The sequence below is a fragment of the Martelella alba genome, from assembly GCF_005217455.1.
Classification (GTDB): Bacteria; Pseudomonadota; Gammaproteobacteria; order Enterobacterales; family Enterobacteriaceae; genus Acerihabitans.
This window is the reverse complement of the sequence record NZ_SZPQ01000009.1, coordinates 75,810-90,144: the sequence shown is the minus strand read 5'-3', so window position 1 is coordinate 90,144 and position 14,335 is coordinate 75,810. Positions and strand designations below refer to the sequence as shown.

The following is a 14,335-nucleotide window of genomic DNA, read 5'->3' as shown; positions in this document are numbered from 1 at the left end:
GTTAATAATGAGTCAAAATGTTTATCAATTTATCGATTTGCAGCGGGTTGATCCCCCCAAGAAGCCGCTGAAAATTCGGAAAATTGAATTTGTTGAAATCTATGAGCCTTTCTCCGACTCGCAGTCCAAAGCACAGGCGGACCGGTGCCTTTCTTGCGGCAATCCTTATTGCGAATGGAAATGCCCGGTACACAACTATATTCCCAACTGGCTTAAACTGGCGAACGAAGGCCGTATTATCGAAGCAGCCGAGCTCTCTCACCAAACCAACAGTCTGCCGGAAGTGTGTGGTCGTGTTTGTCCCCAGGATCGTTTATGTGAAGGGTCCTGTACCCTCAATGACGAGTTCGGCGCCGTTACCATCGGCAATATCGAACGCTACATCAACGACAAGGCCATTGAGATGGGCTGGAAGCCCAGCGTCGGCAACGTGACGCCCACCGGCAAACGCGTGGCGATTGTGGGTGCCGGTCCGGCCGGTTTGGCCTGTGCCGATGTGCTGGCCCGCAACGGCGTGCAAGCGGTGGTGTTTGATCGTCATCCGGAAATCGGCGGCTTGCTGACGTTCGGCATTCCCTCGTTCAAGCTGGAAAAAGAGGTGATGGTGAGACGCCGGCAGATTTTCAGCGAAATGGGTATTGAGTTTCGTCTGAATACCGAGGTGGGCAAAGATGTCATGTTAAGTGATTTGCTGGGGGAATTCGACGCGGTTTTCCTCGGGGTCGGCACTTATCAATCCATGCGCGGCGGGTTGGATAACGAAGAGGCTCCCGGGGTGGTGGAGGCCTTGCCGTTTCTCATTGCCAACACCAAGCAACTGATGGGGTTCGAGAACGCCCCCGAGGCGCCTTATATTTCCATGGCGGGCAAGCGGGTAGTGGTGCTGGGCGGCGGCGATACCGCCATGGACTGCGTGCGGACATCCATCCGCCAAGGCGCGACCGAGGTGATCTGCGCCTATCGCCGCGATGAGGAAAACATGCCCGGCTCACGGCGGGAAGTGAAAAATTCCCGCGAGGAAGGCGTCGAGTTTATGTTCAACTTGCAGCCGGTCAGTATCGAAATCAATGCCTCGGGCCGGGTGTGCGGCGTGAAAATGGTGCGCACCGAGATGGGCGAGCCCAATGCCCACGGGCGCCGTCGCGCGGAAATCATTCCCGGCTCGGAGCATGTGTTACCCGCCGACAGCGTGATTCTGGCGTTCGGTTTCCGCCCCCACGCCATGCCGTGGTTGGCGGATTTCAGCGTGGAACTGGACGGACAGGGACGAGTCCTCGCACCGGAAAACAACGAAAATGCTTTTCAGACCAGCAATCCGAAGATTTTCGCCGGTGGCGATGCGGTGCGCGGTTCCGATCTGGTGGTGACGGCCATTGCCGAAGGCCGCAAAGCCGCCGACGGCATCATGAATTTTCTGGAAGTCTGAGCAAACCCTGCCCGCTTTCGCGGGCGGGGCGGCGGCAAACGATTATTTTACCACACGTAAGGAAGGGCGCCCGCCGCGAGGCGGTGTTGGCGGTTCGTCGTCCGGATGATGGTCATCCTGGCTATCGGGGCGATCGCCGTCGATAATCGACATGGTGGTTTCCGACCCGCTCTCGGCGGCCGGCGCGTCTTCCTCGGCGCTGTACTGCTCATAGCCGACTTCGGGTTCGAACATGGTGCCGGCGCCGTTTTCACGGGCATAGATCGCCAAAACCGCGGCCACGGGTACGCTGACCTGACGGGGTATGCCGCCAAAACGGGCGTTGAAGCTCACATGGGAATTGGTCATCTCCAGCGAGGCCACCGCGCGCGGGGCAATGTTCAAGACGATTTGCCCGTCGCGCGCGTATTCCATGGGCACCGATACGCCATCCACCGTGACATCCACCACCAGATGCGGCGTCAGGTCGTTGTCCAGCAGCCACTCGTAAAAAGCCCGTAGCAAGTAGGGACGACGAGGGGTGAGTTGCGAGACTTCCATAATTTCAGCCCCGGGTTTGCAGGCGCATTTCGCGCTCGGCTTCAGTAAGGGAGGCCAGAAAGGCATCACGCTCGAAAACGCGCGTCATATAACCTTTCAACTCTTTGGCGCCGCTACCGGTCAGTTCAATGCCCATCTGCGGCAGGCGCCATAACAGCGGGGCCAGATAACAATCCACCAGACTGAATTCTTCGCTCATGAAATAGGGCGCTTCGTTGAACACCGGCGCCACCGCCAGTAATTCCTCGCGCAATTGCCGCCGGGCGCTATCCGCGTCCTGGCCACCCTGTTCGATTTTATGCATCAGGGAATACCAGTCGTTTTCGATACGGTGCATCATCAGGCGACTGGTGCCGCGGGCGACCGGATAAACCGGCATCAGCGGCGGATGAGGAAAACGTTCATCAAGATATTCCATGATGATGCGGGATTCATACAGGGTCAGTTCGCGATCGACCAGGGTAGGCACGGTGCGGTAAGGGTTGAGATCAATCAGGTCTTGCGGCAGATTATCCATTTCCACCTGCTCAATTTCGACACTGACACCTTTTTCCGCCAGTACAATCCGTACTTGATGGCTAAAAATGTCGGTCGGGCCGGAAAACAGCGTCATCACCGAACGTTTGTTGGCAGCGACAGCCATGAAAACCTCCAAGTCTATTGAGTAATTACCGCAAATAGCCCTATACCCCGGCTACTATCCTGAATTGTGTCGCCGTTACCCATCGTTGCTTCATCCGGCATCACGGCGCTCGACCCTACTGGCGCTCGCGCCGGCGAAGTCAGTAGGCACAAAAGCGTGGAATAGTGTACCAGATTTTTGGGTATTTAGGTGGGTGGCAAGGGTAATTCATGTTGAATGAATGGACGCAATCAGAGATTTGGCGGCAAATCAAAGCTTGCCCAGAGAAATCCGAAGCATGAAAAAACCCGGACCAGTCCGGGTTTTTAAGGTACGCAACCAGAGGTTAACGTTTGGAGAACTGCGGACGACGACGCGCTTTACGCAAGCCGACTTTCTTACGTTCAACCTGACGGGCATCGCGGGTGACGAAACCGGCTTTACGCAATTCGCTGCGCAGAGACTCATCATATTCCATCAGCGCGCGGGTGATGCCATGACGGATAGCCCCGGCCTGACCGGAGATGCCGCCGCCGGCAACCGTGATATACAGGTCGAACTTTTCCACCATGCCGATCAATTCCAGCGGTTGGCGGACCACCATGCGGGCGGTTTCACGACCGAAGTATTGCTCCAGGCTACGCTGGTTGATAACGATATTACCGCTGCCCGGCTTGATAAAGACGCGAGCGGAAGAACTTTTGCGGCGACCAGTGCCGTAGTATTGATTTTCAGCCATTGACTATAATCCCGATTAAATGTCCAGAACTTGCGGTTGCTGAGCCGCATGGTTGTGCTCGGTACCGGCGTAAACTTTCAGTTTACGGTACATGGCACGACCCAGCGGGCCCTTCGGCAGCATGCCCTTAACCGCGATTTCAATCACACGCTCAGGATGGCGGGCAATCATCTCTTCAAAGGTCGCGTCTTTGATACCGCCGATGTAACCGGTGTGGTGATAATAAATCTTGTCGTTGCGCTTGTTGCCGGTAACGGCGATTTTTTCGGCGTTCAACACGATAATATAATCACCAGTATCCACATGCGGCGTATATTCCGGTTTATGCTTCCCACGCAGGCGGCGAGCCAATTCGGTGGCAAGACGACCCAGGGTTTTGCCGCTGGCGTCGACAACATACCAGTCGCGTTTTACAGTTTCTGGTTTCGCTGTAAATGTTTTCATTAAAAACTTACCCAATTTAAGTTACACGTTGGTGAGCGACTAAACTGCCTATCATGAAGCTCACGCGGTTTTCTGGTCCGACAGACCTACCCCTTCGAGTAGCCTTGCCGGCGCGATGGAAGTTTTGGGAAAAAACCTCCCGTAACGTGGGGTCGCAAGATTATAGAGAAGTCTGCGCAAAAGGTCGACAATTATTTGCGGCGAAAGCCGGGCCGGCACGGCGTTCGGCCGCCTCACCCCCTCCGGCCCATCGACATGATAAAGACGGCGCGCGCCGCCGCCGTTTGCACGCCGGTTACGGCTGATGCGGCAAACGGAGATACTCTTCGCTTTGCATCTCATGCAGGCGCGAGAGGCACCGGCGGAATTCGAAGGCCAGTAACGCGCCCTGATACAGTTCCTCCAGGGGGGCGTCGGCGGCCATCACCAGTTTGACCCGACGTTCGTAAAATTCATCCACCAGGGCGATGAACCGACGAGCGGTGTTCTCCTCGGCCGCGCCCATCACATGGACATTGTGCAGCAGCACGCTGTGATAAAGCCGGGAAAGGACGATATAGTCGTTCTGGCTGCGCGCCTCGGCGCACAACACATTGAAATCCAGCGCCGCCACGCCCCCTTCGGCGCCAAGCGTCGGCAATGGATGGTGGTTTACCGTCAGCACGGGGGCATTTTCCGGCGTCTTCCCCGCCAGCTTGGCGAAAATCGCGGCCATGGCGGCGGCGCTCCTGGCATCGTTCGGCGTCAGGTACAAATTGGCCTTGGTCAGCGTGCGTAGCCGGTAGTCCACGCCGGCGTCCACGTTCATCACCTCGCAATATTGCTTGATAAGGGTGATGGCCGGCAGGAAACGCGCGCGTTGCAGCCCGTTGTGATACAGGTCGTCCGGCGGAATATTGGAGGTGGCGACCAGAGTGATGCCCCTGGCGAACAACGCCTGCATCAACGTGCCCAACAACATGGCGTCGGTGATGTCGGAAACGAAAAACTCATCGAAACACAGCACATCGGTTTGGGCTTTAAAGCCGTCGGCGACGATCTCCAGCGGGTCTTCGCGGCCTTGCAGCGTCGCCAGTTCCTCATGCACCCGCAGCATAAAGCGGTGGAAATGCAATCGCAGCTTTCTTTGGGCCGGCAGGCTTTGGAAAAACAGGTCCATCAACCAGGTCTTGCCCCGCCCCACCCCGCCCCACATATACAACCCGCGTACCGGTACCGCCGTCTCGCCGCCTTTGCCCAGCCACTTGCGGCTAAGCCTGCCCAGGATCCCGCCGGCTTGCGCCGTTTGTCCGCGGCGTTCGGCCAATTGCCGAGATATTCCATCCAATTTGCCTATGGCCTCGGCCTGAACGGCATCGGCCTGGAATTCGCCCTCGGCCAGCAGACGCTGGTAAAGGCGCAATGGCGACGTTTCTTGCATGAAAAGGGATCCTGGCTGAAGGAACGGTTAAGCATTTTCGTTGCGAACATCCTAAACACCCCGGCGGCGGAACACAACCCGTTAACATCTCCCCCGTCGGCGGCGGACGCGTGCTAACAAGGCTCCACTCCGGCCGGCTAAACGGTTATAGTGGATGGTAGAGTCTGAAAAACCCTACGGGACAACGAAGTCAAATATAGGAGTCATTATGACCTGGGAATATGCGCTGATTGGTTTGGTGGTTGGTATTATCATCGGTGCGGTCGCGATGCGGTTCGGCAACCGGAAACTTCGTCAGCAGCAGACATTGCAGCACGAACTGGAACAGAGCAAGGCGGAACTGGAAGAATATCGCGAGGAATTGACCAGCCACTTCGCCCGTAGCGCGGAACTGTTGGATAACATGGCGCATGATTACCGTCAGTTGTACCAGCATATGGTCAAGAGCTCCGATAGCCTGCTGCCGAACCAGTCTGGGGAAAGCAGTCCGTTCCGCTATCGCCTGACCGAGGCGGAAGCCGACAATGATCAAGTTCCCCCCGATCTGCAACCGCGGGATTATCCCCAAAGCGCTTCCGGCCTGTTGCGCACCACGCGGGAAACACGTAAATAATCAGGTTCGTTCCGGTGGGACAAAGCCGCCGGAACACGCTGCGCTAAGCGGATAATACTGAACTTTCGCTAATATGGCAGGGTCATAGGGTAGTCCACGTGGCGTTTTAATAGGAATGATTAATGGCGTCGTCCAAAGACAGCAAGCGAGCATCCACTTTAATGAAAACTACTCACCTATTGAGCACATTGGCATTGTGCGTCGGTCTCGGTTCAATCCCCTATCTTTCCGCCGAAGCGGCGTTGCCCGCCCAGGTACAGGGACAGGCCGTGCCCAGTCTCGCGCCCATGCTGGAAAAGGTATTGCCGGCGGTGGTCAGCGTGCATGTCGAGGGCACGCAGCAGGTACAGCGGCAAGATTTGCCCAAGGAATTCAAATATTTTTTCGGCCCCAACGGTCCGGTTGATCCCCAGCAGGGCGAAACCCGCCAGTTCGAGGGGCTGGGCTCCGGCGTCATTATCAACGCCGCCAAAGGGTATGTCATCACTAATAACCATGTGGTCAACGGCGCCGACAAAATCAAGGTGCAATTAGACGACGGCCGCGAGTTCGACGCCAAATTGATCGGCCGCGACGAACAGACCGATCTGGCCTTATTGCAGTTACCCAACCCGAAAAATCTCACGGAAATCAAAATGGCCGATTCCGATGCGCTGCGGGTCGGCGATTTCGCGGTGGCGGTGGGCAATCCCTTCGGACTGGGTCAAACGGCGACGTCCGGCATCATCTCGGCGCTGGGGCGTAGCGGGCTTAACCTTGAAGGCCTGGAGAATTTCATCCAGACCGACGCCTCCATCAACCGCGGCAATTCCGGCGGCGCGCTGGTGAATCTGAATGGCGAACTCATCGGCATCAATACCGCGATACTGGCGCCCGGCGGCGGCAATATCGGCATCGGTTTCGCCATTCCGAGCAATATGGTGCGCAATTTAAGCCAGCAGCTTATTGAATACGGCGCCGTGAAACGCGGTCTCCTTGGCGTCAAGGGCAGCGAGATGAACGCCGATATGGCCAAAGCGTTTCATATCGACGAGTCCCAGCGGGGCGCTTTCGTCAGCGAGGTGCTGCCCGGTTCCGCCGCGGCCAAGGGCGGCATTAAAGCCGGAGATATCATTGTCGCGGTAAACGGCAAGCCCATTACCAGCTTCGCCGAATTGCGGGTAAAAATCGGCACCACCGCGCCAGGCAAGGTGGTCAAGATCGGTTTATTGCGCGACGGCAAACCTCTGGATGTCACGGTTACCCTGGACGACAGCGCCTCGAGCGCCACCAGCGCCGATAACCTGTCTCCGGCGCTGCAGGGCGCCACCTTGAGCAATGGGCAGCTTAAAGACGGCACCAAGGGCGTCAAGGTGGACGATGTGGCCAAGGATACGCCGGCCGCGCAAATCGGTCTGCACAAGGACGATGTTATCATCGGCATCAATCGCGAGCGGGTGGAAAACCTGGATCAACTGCGCAAGGTACTGGAGGCCAAGCCGCCGGTCATGGCGATGAACATCGTTCGCGGCGACGAGAATATTTTCCTGTTATTGCGTTGATTTTTAAAAAAATCGGACAGCCGCGCTGCGGCGTCCGATGAACTCATGCTATCCTGCCGCTACCTTTTACCGTTCTTGTTCGATAGTCGGATATCATGCTGATTAAGCTTATACGTGCGATTATTTCCGGGTTGATCATCGCCGCCGTCCTGTTATTGGCGGTGCCGACACTGCGCTCGACCACGGGTGAGATATTCAGCGGGCGCAGCGCCACGGACGACGAGACACCGCTTAGCTTCAACCAGGCGGTGCGGCGTAGCGCGCCCGCGGTGGTGAACGTTTATAACCGCAGCATGGACACCCATTCGCACAATGAGTTGCAGATACGGACCCTGGGTTCCGGCGTTATCATGAACGAGAAAGGTTATGTGCTGACCAACAAGCATGTCATCAATAATGCCGAACAGATTATCGTGGCGTTGCAGGACGGACGGGTTTACGAAGCCATGCTGGTCGGTTCCGACAGCCTGACCGATTTGGCGGTGCTCAAAATCAATGCCAAGGATTTGCCGGTCATTCCCATCAATCCCCACCGCGCGCCGCACATCGGCGATGTGGTGCTGGCTATCGGCAACCCCTATAACCTCGGCCAAACCGTCACCCAGGGCATCATCAGCGCCACCGGACGCGTCGGGCTAAGCCCGTCTGGGCGGCAGAATTTCCTGCAAACGGATGCGTCCATCAACCATGGCAATTCCGGCGGCGCCCTGGTTAATACCCTGGGGGAGATGGTCGGCATCAATACCCTGTCTTTCGATAAAAGCAATAACGGCGAGACGCCGGAAGGTATCGGTTTCGCCATCCCCACCGCGCTGGCCACCAAAGTCATGAATAAACTGATCCGTGACGGGCGGGTGATCCGCGGCTATATCGGCATCGGCGGACGCGATGTGGCGCCGTTGCATGCCAGCGGCGCCAATATGGACCGGATTCAGGGGATTATCGTTAACGAGGTGACGCCTGGCGGTCCGGCGGCTCAAGCCGGAATTCAAGTGAACGACGTCATCTTAAGCGTTAACAACAAACCGGCGGTGTCCGCTTTGGAAACCATGGACCAGGTGGCGGAAATCCGCCCCGGCGCGGTGATTCCGGTGGTTATCCTGCGCAACGGCACCAAAATGACCTTGAATGTCACCGTTCAGGAATACCCTTCCAGCGAATAAAACCTGCCGGCGGGCAAGGCGGAACCCGAACGGCGGCCGGCAAGGCCGCCGTTCGACATCTTGGCGGCAATTAACTTATGAGCGCCTTTCCCTTAAGCGGTTTATCTTTCCGTTAGCGACACGGTGATACCACATCGCTAGATATGCCGGCTCCGGTTTTCTTTCAAAAAGTCGTCCATCGCAATGATCATACCGCGGGCCGGTCCGTGTCGCTCCTCGCCCCCTTAAAGCAAAGAGCGCTGGATAAGGCTTTTTCTTGGTCATATTCACGTCGTCTCTCTGTCGGGCGCGACGCGACTCGAATTAATTGCAGCATATCATGTCTAGGGAGTTCATCATGTTGCCGTCACGGTCCCATTTTCCGACCCAGTCCTGCCCGCTCGCCCCCTCAGGATCCAATCGGTTTTATCACAGCACGCGCAGCGTCTTTCGACCCTACCGCCGCCCGCCGGCCATCACCAGCGGCCCCACGCTTCGTCTGCCGCCGCAATTACGCGTTAACCTGTCGCCACGCAACCGAATCAGGGAATTGCCTTTGTTGGTGGTTAAAAATATCGTGCGCTTTCTGGCGGACAAAGACCGCCTGTCCCTGGCGCAACTTCTCGACGCCGAGCAGCGGCATTACATCGCCCATGAACTCGTCGGCGCCAAAGTCACCTCGGCCTTATTACCCAAAGTCCGCACTGTGTCCGATGTCGATGGCGTTCTGGCGAATATCGAAACCTTACCGGCCAAATATCAGGAGCCGATTTTGATTGGCCTGGCGGCGCGTATATGCGAGATAAAACATTCCGATCGGGCCGCCGCCCAGACGTTGTTCGACGCCCATATCCGACAATGTCTTCCCGATGCCGCATTAGCCGACAGGCTGGCGGGCTTAAAACAAGAGGAGGGGTTATTCCAGCTCTTAGTGTCGAAAATCACGCCCCGGCGCGATCTGAGATCGGTGGCCGCCGATTGCCATATCGACAGCGAAGCGCTGCTGGCCCGCATCGAGATGTATCTCATTGATAAACACGCCCGCGATGCGGTCGCCACCGGCGAGAATTGCCGCAAGGTCGCCGCCCGATACGGCATCATCGTGACCAACAGCCTGGTTCTGCTGGAATATGCCGCCATCGAAAACCAGGGCATCCACGCTATTCGCCTTGGGGCGCACTGCCACGATATCGCCAAACGGTACGGTATTCATACCCCCGCCGGGCGCATTACCCTGCAACTGCACACGGTCGAGCATCTTCGCGGGTCATTAGGTCAAAACGCCAACGGCTCGGCGCTATCGGCGCGTTACGGCATCGACGCTCCACCGGCCGTGCGGCTGCTGGAGCAATACATCGTCAACGATGTCGTTCTGGAAAAAATCAGGCCGGATTGCCACTGTCGGCAGCTCGCCCGCCAATATGGCATCACCACGCCGAAAGCCTGTGAATTGATCGAACGGTTTGTACTTGAAAACTACATCCTGCCAAACTTGCGGCACGGCCAGACCTGTAAGGACCTCGCCAAAACTTACGGCATCAGCACACATAATGTTCTTGCCAGCCTGGAAAAGCGGATCGTCAACCATACCCTTGGCGCGTTGGCGCAGTTGGGGTTTCACTGCGGGGAGCTTGCCGAACGTTTCGGCATCACCACGTTGGGCGCTCGGCTATTGCTTGAGGAATACGCCGTCGGCGGCGCGGCCAAAGAAGATGCCTGCCGCGGACACAATTGCAACCGGCTGGCCGCCAAGTACGGCATCACTCAATCAATGCCCCGGCAGTTTCTGGAAAGATATGCCTTCGAGGCGCTAAGCACCCGCAAATGCAACAAGCGGCTCAATTGTGAACAACTTATTAAAAAATATGGCATCATCACCCCAAGTGTACAAACCGCCATTGAAATGCATAAAATTCGGGAAATAGCCGGTAAGGCGCTGCGCGCCGGCCTGAATTGCCAGGGTATCGCTGAAAAATACCGAATCGCCACCCACGCCGCGTTATTGTCGTTGCAAAACCAGGCGATGGAGCTTTGCGCCGCAAATCGGCTGGAAACACCCGTGAATCTCCCCCGCACCCTGAAATGTTACGGTATTACCCACAGGTCCGTCATAGCCCGATGGGAACATGATCTGATCAAAAGCGGTTTGTTTGAAACGGACATTCGCGCCGGAGGACATTGCCGGGATATCGCCGTGAAATACGGCATTACTCAGCCCGGTTCACTGGTACTGCTGCAACACGAGATAGTACGGATTTGCGCCGGTAAAGCGGTATGGCGGGGCATGGACTGTCGACGCGCCGCCCAACGCTACGGCATCACCGATACCGAGGCGTTGGCCGGGCTGGAAGAGCATGCGCTGGAACGGGCGGCCCGGGAAGCGCGCAAGACAGGCAACCATCGCAGAGCGGCGAAAATTTGCGGCATCACCACCGCCGTCGTGCTCGGCAAGTTGATTCGTCTGTCCATTCCGGAGCTGGACGCCACGTTAAAGCGACAACCTGTCTTGAGCCCCCCTGACGATCCGATCGCTGCCGTAGCGAGCCGCCCGGCTCCCCTGTAGGCGTCCGGTCGGTTCAACATCGGCCGCTCGCGTCCCGGGGCGGCCGGGCAGCGAGGTTATTCCCCGCTCATGCGCTCGATATTGGCGCCAAGCTTGCGCAATTTCTCCTCGATACGCTCATAGCCGCGATCGATATGATAGATGCGGTCCACCACCGTGACCCCGTCGGCGATACAACCGGCCAGCACCAGGCTGGCCGACGCGCGCAGATCGGTCGCCATAACCTGCGCGCCGGACAGGGATTGCACGCCATGGCAAATTGCGGTATTGCTCTCAATCTCCGCCCGGGCGCCCATCCGAATCAGCTCCGGTATATGCATGAACCGATTTTCGAAGATGGTTTCGGTAATAACGCCGGTGCCTTCCGCCACCAGGTTAAGCAGGCTGAATTGCGCCTGCATATCGGTGGGGAAGCCGGGATGCGGCGATGTGCGCACGTTAACCGCCTTGGGCCGTTGGCCATGCATGTCAAGGCTGATCCAGTCATCGCCGGTTTCAATATCCGCGCCGGCTTCGCGCAGTTTGGCCAGCACCGCGTCCAGCATATCGGGCCGGGTTGCGCGACAAACGACCCGTCCGCCGGAAATCGCCGCCGCCACCAGGAATGTGCCGGTCTCGATGCGGTCCGGCAGTACCCGGAAGACGCCGCCGCCAAGACGCGCCACGCCTTCGATGGTGATTTTATCAGTGCCGGCGCCGGTAATGTTTGCGCCGATGGCGGAGAGGAAATTGGCGGTATCGACGATCTCCGGCTCACGGGCGGCATTTTCGATGACGGTGGTGCCTTCGGCCAGCGTGGCGGCGGACATGATGGTCACGGTGGCGCCGACGCTGACTTTATCCATGACGATATGCGCGCCGCGCAGTCGCCCGTCGACGGTCGCCTTAACGTAGCCTTCCTCCAGCTTGATGGTGGCGCCCAGTTGCTCCAGGCCGGAAATATGCAAATCCACCGGCCGGGCGCCGATGCCGCACCCGCCCGGCAAGGAGACCTCGCCCTGGCCGAAACGCGCCACCAGGGGGCCGAGGGCCCAAATGGACGCGCGCATGGTCTTTACCAGATCATAGGGCGCGCGAAACACATTTACCCGGCCGGCATCCACGTGAACCGAACCGTTGCGTTCCACATTGGCGCCCAACTGGCGCAAAAGCTTCATGGTGGTGTCGATGTCTTTTAATTTCGGCACGTTTTGTATTTCTACCGGCTCTTCCGCCAGCAACGCGGCGAACAATATCGGCAATGCGGCATTTTTGGCGCCGGATATGATCACCTCTCCGCTCAACCGGGTCGGCCCCTGGACACGAAATTTATCCATTACAACTGCTCTCTGTTTTACGGGTACGCCGCTGGACGCCGCCGTCGGTTCAAAAACCGTTCAGTTTACGATCACGCTGCCATTCTTCGGGCGTATACGCCTTGATGGAAAGCGCATGTATGCGATTATCCGAAATGTATTCCATCAACGGGGCATAGACCGCCTGCTGCTTTTTTATCCGGCTCATGCCGGCAAATTGCTCGCTGACGACGATGACCTGGAAATGGCTGCCGTCGCCCGAGACATGGGCTTCCTGCAAAGGCAGGGCGCTCATGAGTATTGCTTTGATTTCGTGGTTTTCCATAAGGTCACATCACTGTCACGGGTCGGGAAACAAGCCGCTATCTTAGATGAATCCGCGTTCTTCGGAAACAGGCATTGCGATATTCGCCAGGTCTTTACGCAGCGGCGAACAAGAGCCAAGTCGGAACAACGGGTTGGCGCCCGGCACGGAAAAGAGGGAATAACGGCGCCGAAAGGCGCCGGACAAGGGACGGCGTTACCGCGCAGGCGCATCAAGACAAGGAAGGATGCCGTCCAGTTTATAGAGGCTTATCAGCGTGCGCAGTCTGTCGGTGGCGCCGGCCACGGCAAGACTACCACCGCGCCGGGACTGGAAGGCGCACAGATGCAGCAGTGCCGCGACGCCGGCCGAATCCACCCGTCGCAATCGGGACACATCCAGCCGGCTTACCCCGGACGGCAGGCTAGCGCGCCGCGCCCACAGCGACAACAGCGTCGCGCGGTCAAGCTCGCCCTCCAACGACAGGGTATCGCCCTCCACTTGCCAGCTCAGCGGCTCAGCCATTATTCTGGCGATCCAGGGTAATCGGCTGGCGGGCGGCGGCGGCCAGTTGCGCCGTCAGGCCGTCGATGCCTTTTTGCCGCAAGGTCGATGCCCATTCGTTTTGTTTGGTGGTGATCATGCTCACCCCCTCGGCAATCATGTCATAAGCCTGCCAATTGCCGGTCTGGCTGTTCTTGCGCCATTGGAAATCCAGACGGATCGGCGGGCGCCCATTCTGGTCGAAAATGGTGACGCGAATGGCGATAATGGTGGCGTCGCCGATGGGTCGGGGCTGTTCCACCTGATAGGTCTGACCGTGATAGCTGGCCAGCGCCTGGCCGTAAGCCTGTTCCAGATAGGACTGGAATGCCTTGTAATAGGCCTCGCGCTGCGCCGGGGTGGACTCGCGGTAATAGGCGCCCAGCACCAGGGCGCCCGCATATTTAATCTGCACATAGGGCAGCAATTCTTCCCGAACGATATCGCGCAGCACATCGGGGTTTTGCCGGATTTCCGACTGTTCGGCCTTGAGACGGCTGAAGGTCTTGGCCGCCGCTTCGCTCATCAGATTATACGGATTCGACTGGTCGGCCGCCTGCGCCAGCGGCGCCGCCGCCAGCATAAGCACCATCACAAAACATTTCCACATAAAGACATTTCCTCTTAATGATTCGCCGCGCCGGAAGGCTGCTGTGCGCCGCCGTTACCGTTATTGCCGCCGCTCTTATAAAGGAACTGGCCGATCAGATCTTCGAGCACCAGCGCCGACTTCGTATCCTGAATTGTCCCGCCGTTTTTGAGGATGGACGTTCCCATCGACGGATCCTCGAACCCCACATTGAGCGCCAGGTATTGCTCGCCCAGCAACCCCGACGTTCTGACGGCCAGGGAACTGGTATCGGGGATCTGGTTATAGGTATCTTCAATATCCATGGCCACCTTGGGCGTATAGGTTTTGGGGTCAAGAGTGATGGATGACACCCGGCCTATCACCACGCCGCCCACCTTCACCGGCGAATTCGCCTTAAGGCCGCCGATATTATCGAACGACGCGTAGATCCGATAGGTGCCCACATGCCCGAGCGAACGGATATTCGCCACCTGCAGGCAGAGGAAAAGGATGGCGCACAACGCGATAAGCATGAACACGCCAACCCAGATTTCGCTTTTTTTCGTTTGCAT

The 14,335-nt window shown here is 57.7% G+C and carries 15 protein-coding genes; 5 read left to right on the top strand and 10 right to left on the bottom strand.

Annotated features, from left to right (window positions below):
- The first annotated feature begins 7 nt into the window (after positions 1-7).
- The gene (locus FCN80_RS08175; protein ID WP_136989667.1) at positions 8-1,426 is read left to right on the top strand and encodes a glutamate synthase small subunit; all 1,419 of its coding nucleotides are present in this window, start codon (positions 8-10) and stop codon (positions 1,424-1,426) included.
- A gap of 42 nt (positions 1,427-1,468) precedes the next feature.
- Here FCN80_RS08175 and sspB read toward each other — a convergent pair whose 3' ends face one another.
- The 5 genes from sspB to zapE form a co-directional block, all read right to left on the bottom strand.
- Complete coding sequence (gene sspB / locus FCN80_RS08170) at positions 1,469-1,966, bottom strand: ClpXP protease specificity-enhancing factor (RefSeq protein WP_136989666.1); 498 nt, start codon at positions 1,964-1,966, stop codon at positions 1,469-1,471.
- A 4-nt stretch (positions 1,967-1,970) separates the two neighbouring features.
- Positions 1,971-2,609 carry a stringent starvation protein SspA gene (gene sspA / locus FCN80_RS08165; RefSeq protein ID WP_136989665.1) on the bottom strand — a complete coding sequence of 213 codons (639 nt, stop codon included), beginning with the start codon at positions 2,607-2,609 and terminating at the stop codon, positions 1,971-1,973.
- Between the two features lie 325 nt (positions 2,610-2,934).
- Positions 2,935-3,327: a 30S ribosomal protein S9 gene (gene rpsI, locus FCN80_RS08160; protein WP_136989664.1), complete on the bottom strand. Its 393-nt coding sequence runs from the start codon at positions 3,325-3,327 to the stop codon at positions 2,935-2,937.
- 15 nt (positions 3,328-3,342) lie between these two features.
- Positions 3,343-3,771, bottom strand: coding sequence for a 50S ribosomal protein L13 (rplM, locus tag FCN80_RS08155; protein WP_136989755.1), 429 nt, complete (start codon positions 3,769-3,771; stop codon positions 3,343-3,345).
- 295 nt (positions 3,772-4,066) lie between these two features.
- Positions 4,067-5,191, bottom strand: a complete 1,125-nt coding sequence (gene zapE / locus FCN80_RS08150; RefSeq protein WP_136989663.1) for a cell division protein ZapE — start codon at positions 5,189-5,191, stop codon at positions 4,067-4,069.
- Between the two features lie 208 nt (positions 5,192-5,399).
- On the opposite strand from zapE, the gene zapG reads away from it, so the two are divergent.
- The 4 genes from zapG (at position 5,400) to FCN80_RS08130 (ending at position 11,050) form a co-directional block, all read left to right on the top strand.
- The gene (gene zapG / locus FCN80_RS08145; RefSeq protein ID WP_136989662.1) at positions 5,400-5,804 is read left to right on the top strand and encodes a Z-ring associated protein ZapG; all 405 of its coding nucleotides are present in this window, start codon (positions 5,400-5,402) and stop codon (positions 5,802-5,804) included.
- A gap of 161 nt (positions 5,805-5,965) precedes the next feature.
- Positions 5,966-7,345 (top strand): serine endoprotease DegQ, encoded by a 1,380-nt coding sequence (gene degQ / locus FCN80_RS08140; protein ID WP_136989754.1) that lies wholly within the window; start codon positions 5,966-5,968, stop codon positions 7,343-7,345.
- 95 nt (positions 7,346-7,440) lie between these two features.
- Positions 7,441-8,508, top strand: coding sequence for an outer membrane-stress sensor serine endopeptidase DegS (degS, locus tag FCN80_RS08135; RefSeq protein WP_136989661.1), 1,068 nt, complete (start codon positions 7,441-7,443; stop codon positions 8,506-8,508).
- A 337-nt stretch (positions 8,509-8,845) separates the two neighbouring features.
- A complete protein-coding gene (locus tag FCN80_RS08130; protein WP_136989660.1) occupies positions 8,846-11,050 on the top strand; it encodes a hypothetical protein in 2,205 nt (734 codons plus the stop codon).
- 56 nt (positions 11,051-11,106) lie between these two features.
- Here FCN80_RS08130 and murA read toward each other — a convergent pair whose 3' ends face one another.
- The 5 genes from murA to mlaD form a co-directional block, all read right to left on the bottom strand.
- Entirely contained in the window at positions 11,107-12,366 is a 1,260-nt protein-coding gene (gene murA, locus FCN80_RS08125) for a UDP-N-acetylglucosamine 1-carboxyvinyltransferase (RefSeq protein ID WP_136989659.1), read from the bottom strand.
- 49 nt (positions 12,367-12,415) lie between these two features.
- Positions 12,416-12,670, bottom strand: a complete 255-nt coding sequence (ibaG, locus tag FCN80_RS08120) for a BolA family iron metabolism protein IbaG (protein ID WP_136989658.1) — start codon at positions 12,668-12,670, stop codon at positions 12,416-12,418.
- Positions 12,671-12,865: 195 nt separating this feature from the next.
- A complete protein-coding gene (gene mlaB / locus FCN80_RS08115; RefSeq protein ID WP_136989657.1) occupies positions 12,866-13,174 on the bottom strand; it encodes a lipid asymmetry maintenance protein MlaB in 309 nt (102 codons plus the stop codon).
- On the bottom strand, positions 13,167-13,802 hold the full coding sequence (gene mlaC, locus FCN80_RS08110; protein WP_136989656.1) for a phospholipid-binding protein MlaC: 636 nt from the start codon (positions 13,800-13,802) through the stop codon (positions 13,167-13,169). The genes mlaB and mlaC overlap by 8 nt, the downstream gene beginning before the upstream one ends.
- A gap of 14 nt (positions 13,803-13,816) precedes the next feature.
- Entirely contained in the window at positions 13,817-14,335 is a 519-nt protein-coding gene (gene mlaD / locus FCN80_RS08105) for an outer membrane lipid asymmetry maintenance protein MlaD (protein ID WP_136989655.1), read from the bottom strand.

Bases quoted from the DNA above. Each gene is read 5' to 3' on its own strand.
- zapG (WP_136989662.1), top strand. From the start codon at position 5,400: ATGACCTGGGAATATGCGCTGATTGGTTTGGTGGTTGGTATTATCATC.
- rplM (WP_136989755.1), bottom strand. From the start codon at position 3,771: ATGAAAACATTTACAGCGAAACCAGAAACTGTAAAACGCGACTGGTAT.
- degQ (WP_136989754.1), top strand. From the start codon at position 5,966: ATGAAAACTACTCACCTATTGAGCACATTGGCATTGTGCGTCGGTCTC.
- ibaG (WP_136989658.1), bottom strand. From the start codon at position 12,670: ATGGAAAACCACGAAATCAAAGCAATACTCATGAGCGCCCTGCCTTTG.
- FCN80_RS08130 (WP_136989660.1), top strand. From the start codon at position 8,846: ATGTTGCCGTCACGGTCCCATTTTCCGACCCAGTCCTGCCCGCTCGCC.
- rpsI (WP_136989664.1), bottom strand. From the start codon at position 3,327: ATGGCTGAAAATCAATACTACGGCACTGGTCGCCGCAAAAGTTCTTCC.
- zapE (WP_136989663.1), bottom strand. From the start codon at position 5,191: ATGCAAGAAACGTCGCCATTGCGCCTTTACCAGCGTCTGCTGGCCGAG.
- sspA (WP_136989665.1), bottom strand. From the start codon at position 2,609: ATGGCTGTCGCTGCCAACAAACGTTCGGTGATGACGCTGTTTTCCGGC.
- mlaC (WP_136989656.1), bottom strand. From the start codon at position 13,802: ATGTGGAAATGTTTTGTGATGGTGCTTATGCTGGCGGCGGCGCCGCTG.
- murA (WP_136989659.1), bottom strand. From the start codon at position 12,366: ATGGATAAATTTCGTGTCCAGGGGCCGACCCGGTTGAGCGGAGAGGTG.
- mlaD (WP_136989655.1), bottom strand. From the start codon at position 14,335: ATGCAAACGAAAAAAAGCGAAATCTGGGTTGGCGTGTTCATGCTTATC.
- degS (WP_136989661.1), top strand. From the start codon at position 7,441: ATGCTGATTAAGCTTATACGTGCGATTATTTCCGGGTTGATCATCGCC.
- mlaB (WP_136989657.1), bottom strand. From the start codon at position 13,174: ATGGCTGAGCCGCTGAGCTGGCAAGTGGAGGGCGATACCCTGTCGTTG.
- sspB (WP_136989666.1), bottom strand. From the start codon at position 1,966: ATGGAAGTCTCGCAACTCACCCCTCGTCGTCCCTACTTGCTACGGGCT.
- FCN80_RS08175 (WP_136989667.1), top strand. From the start codon at position 8: ATGAGTCAAAATGTTTATCAATTTATCGATTTGCAGCGGGTTGATCCC.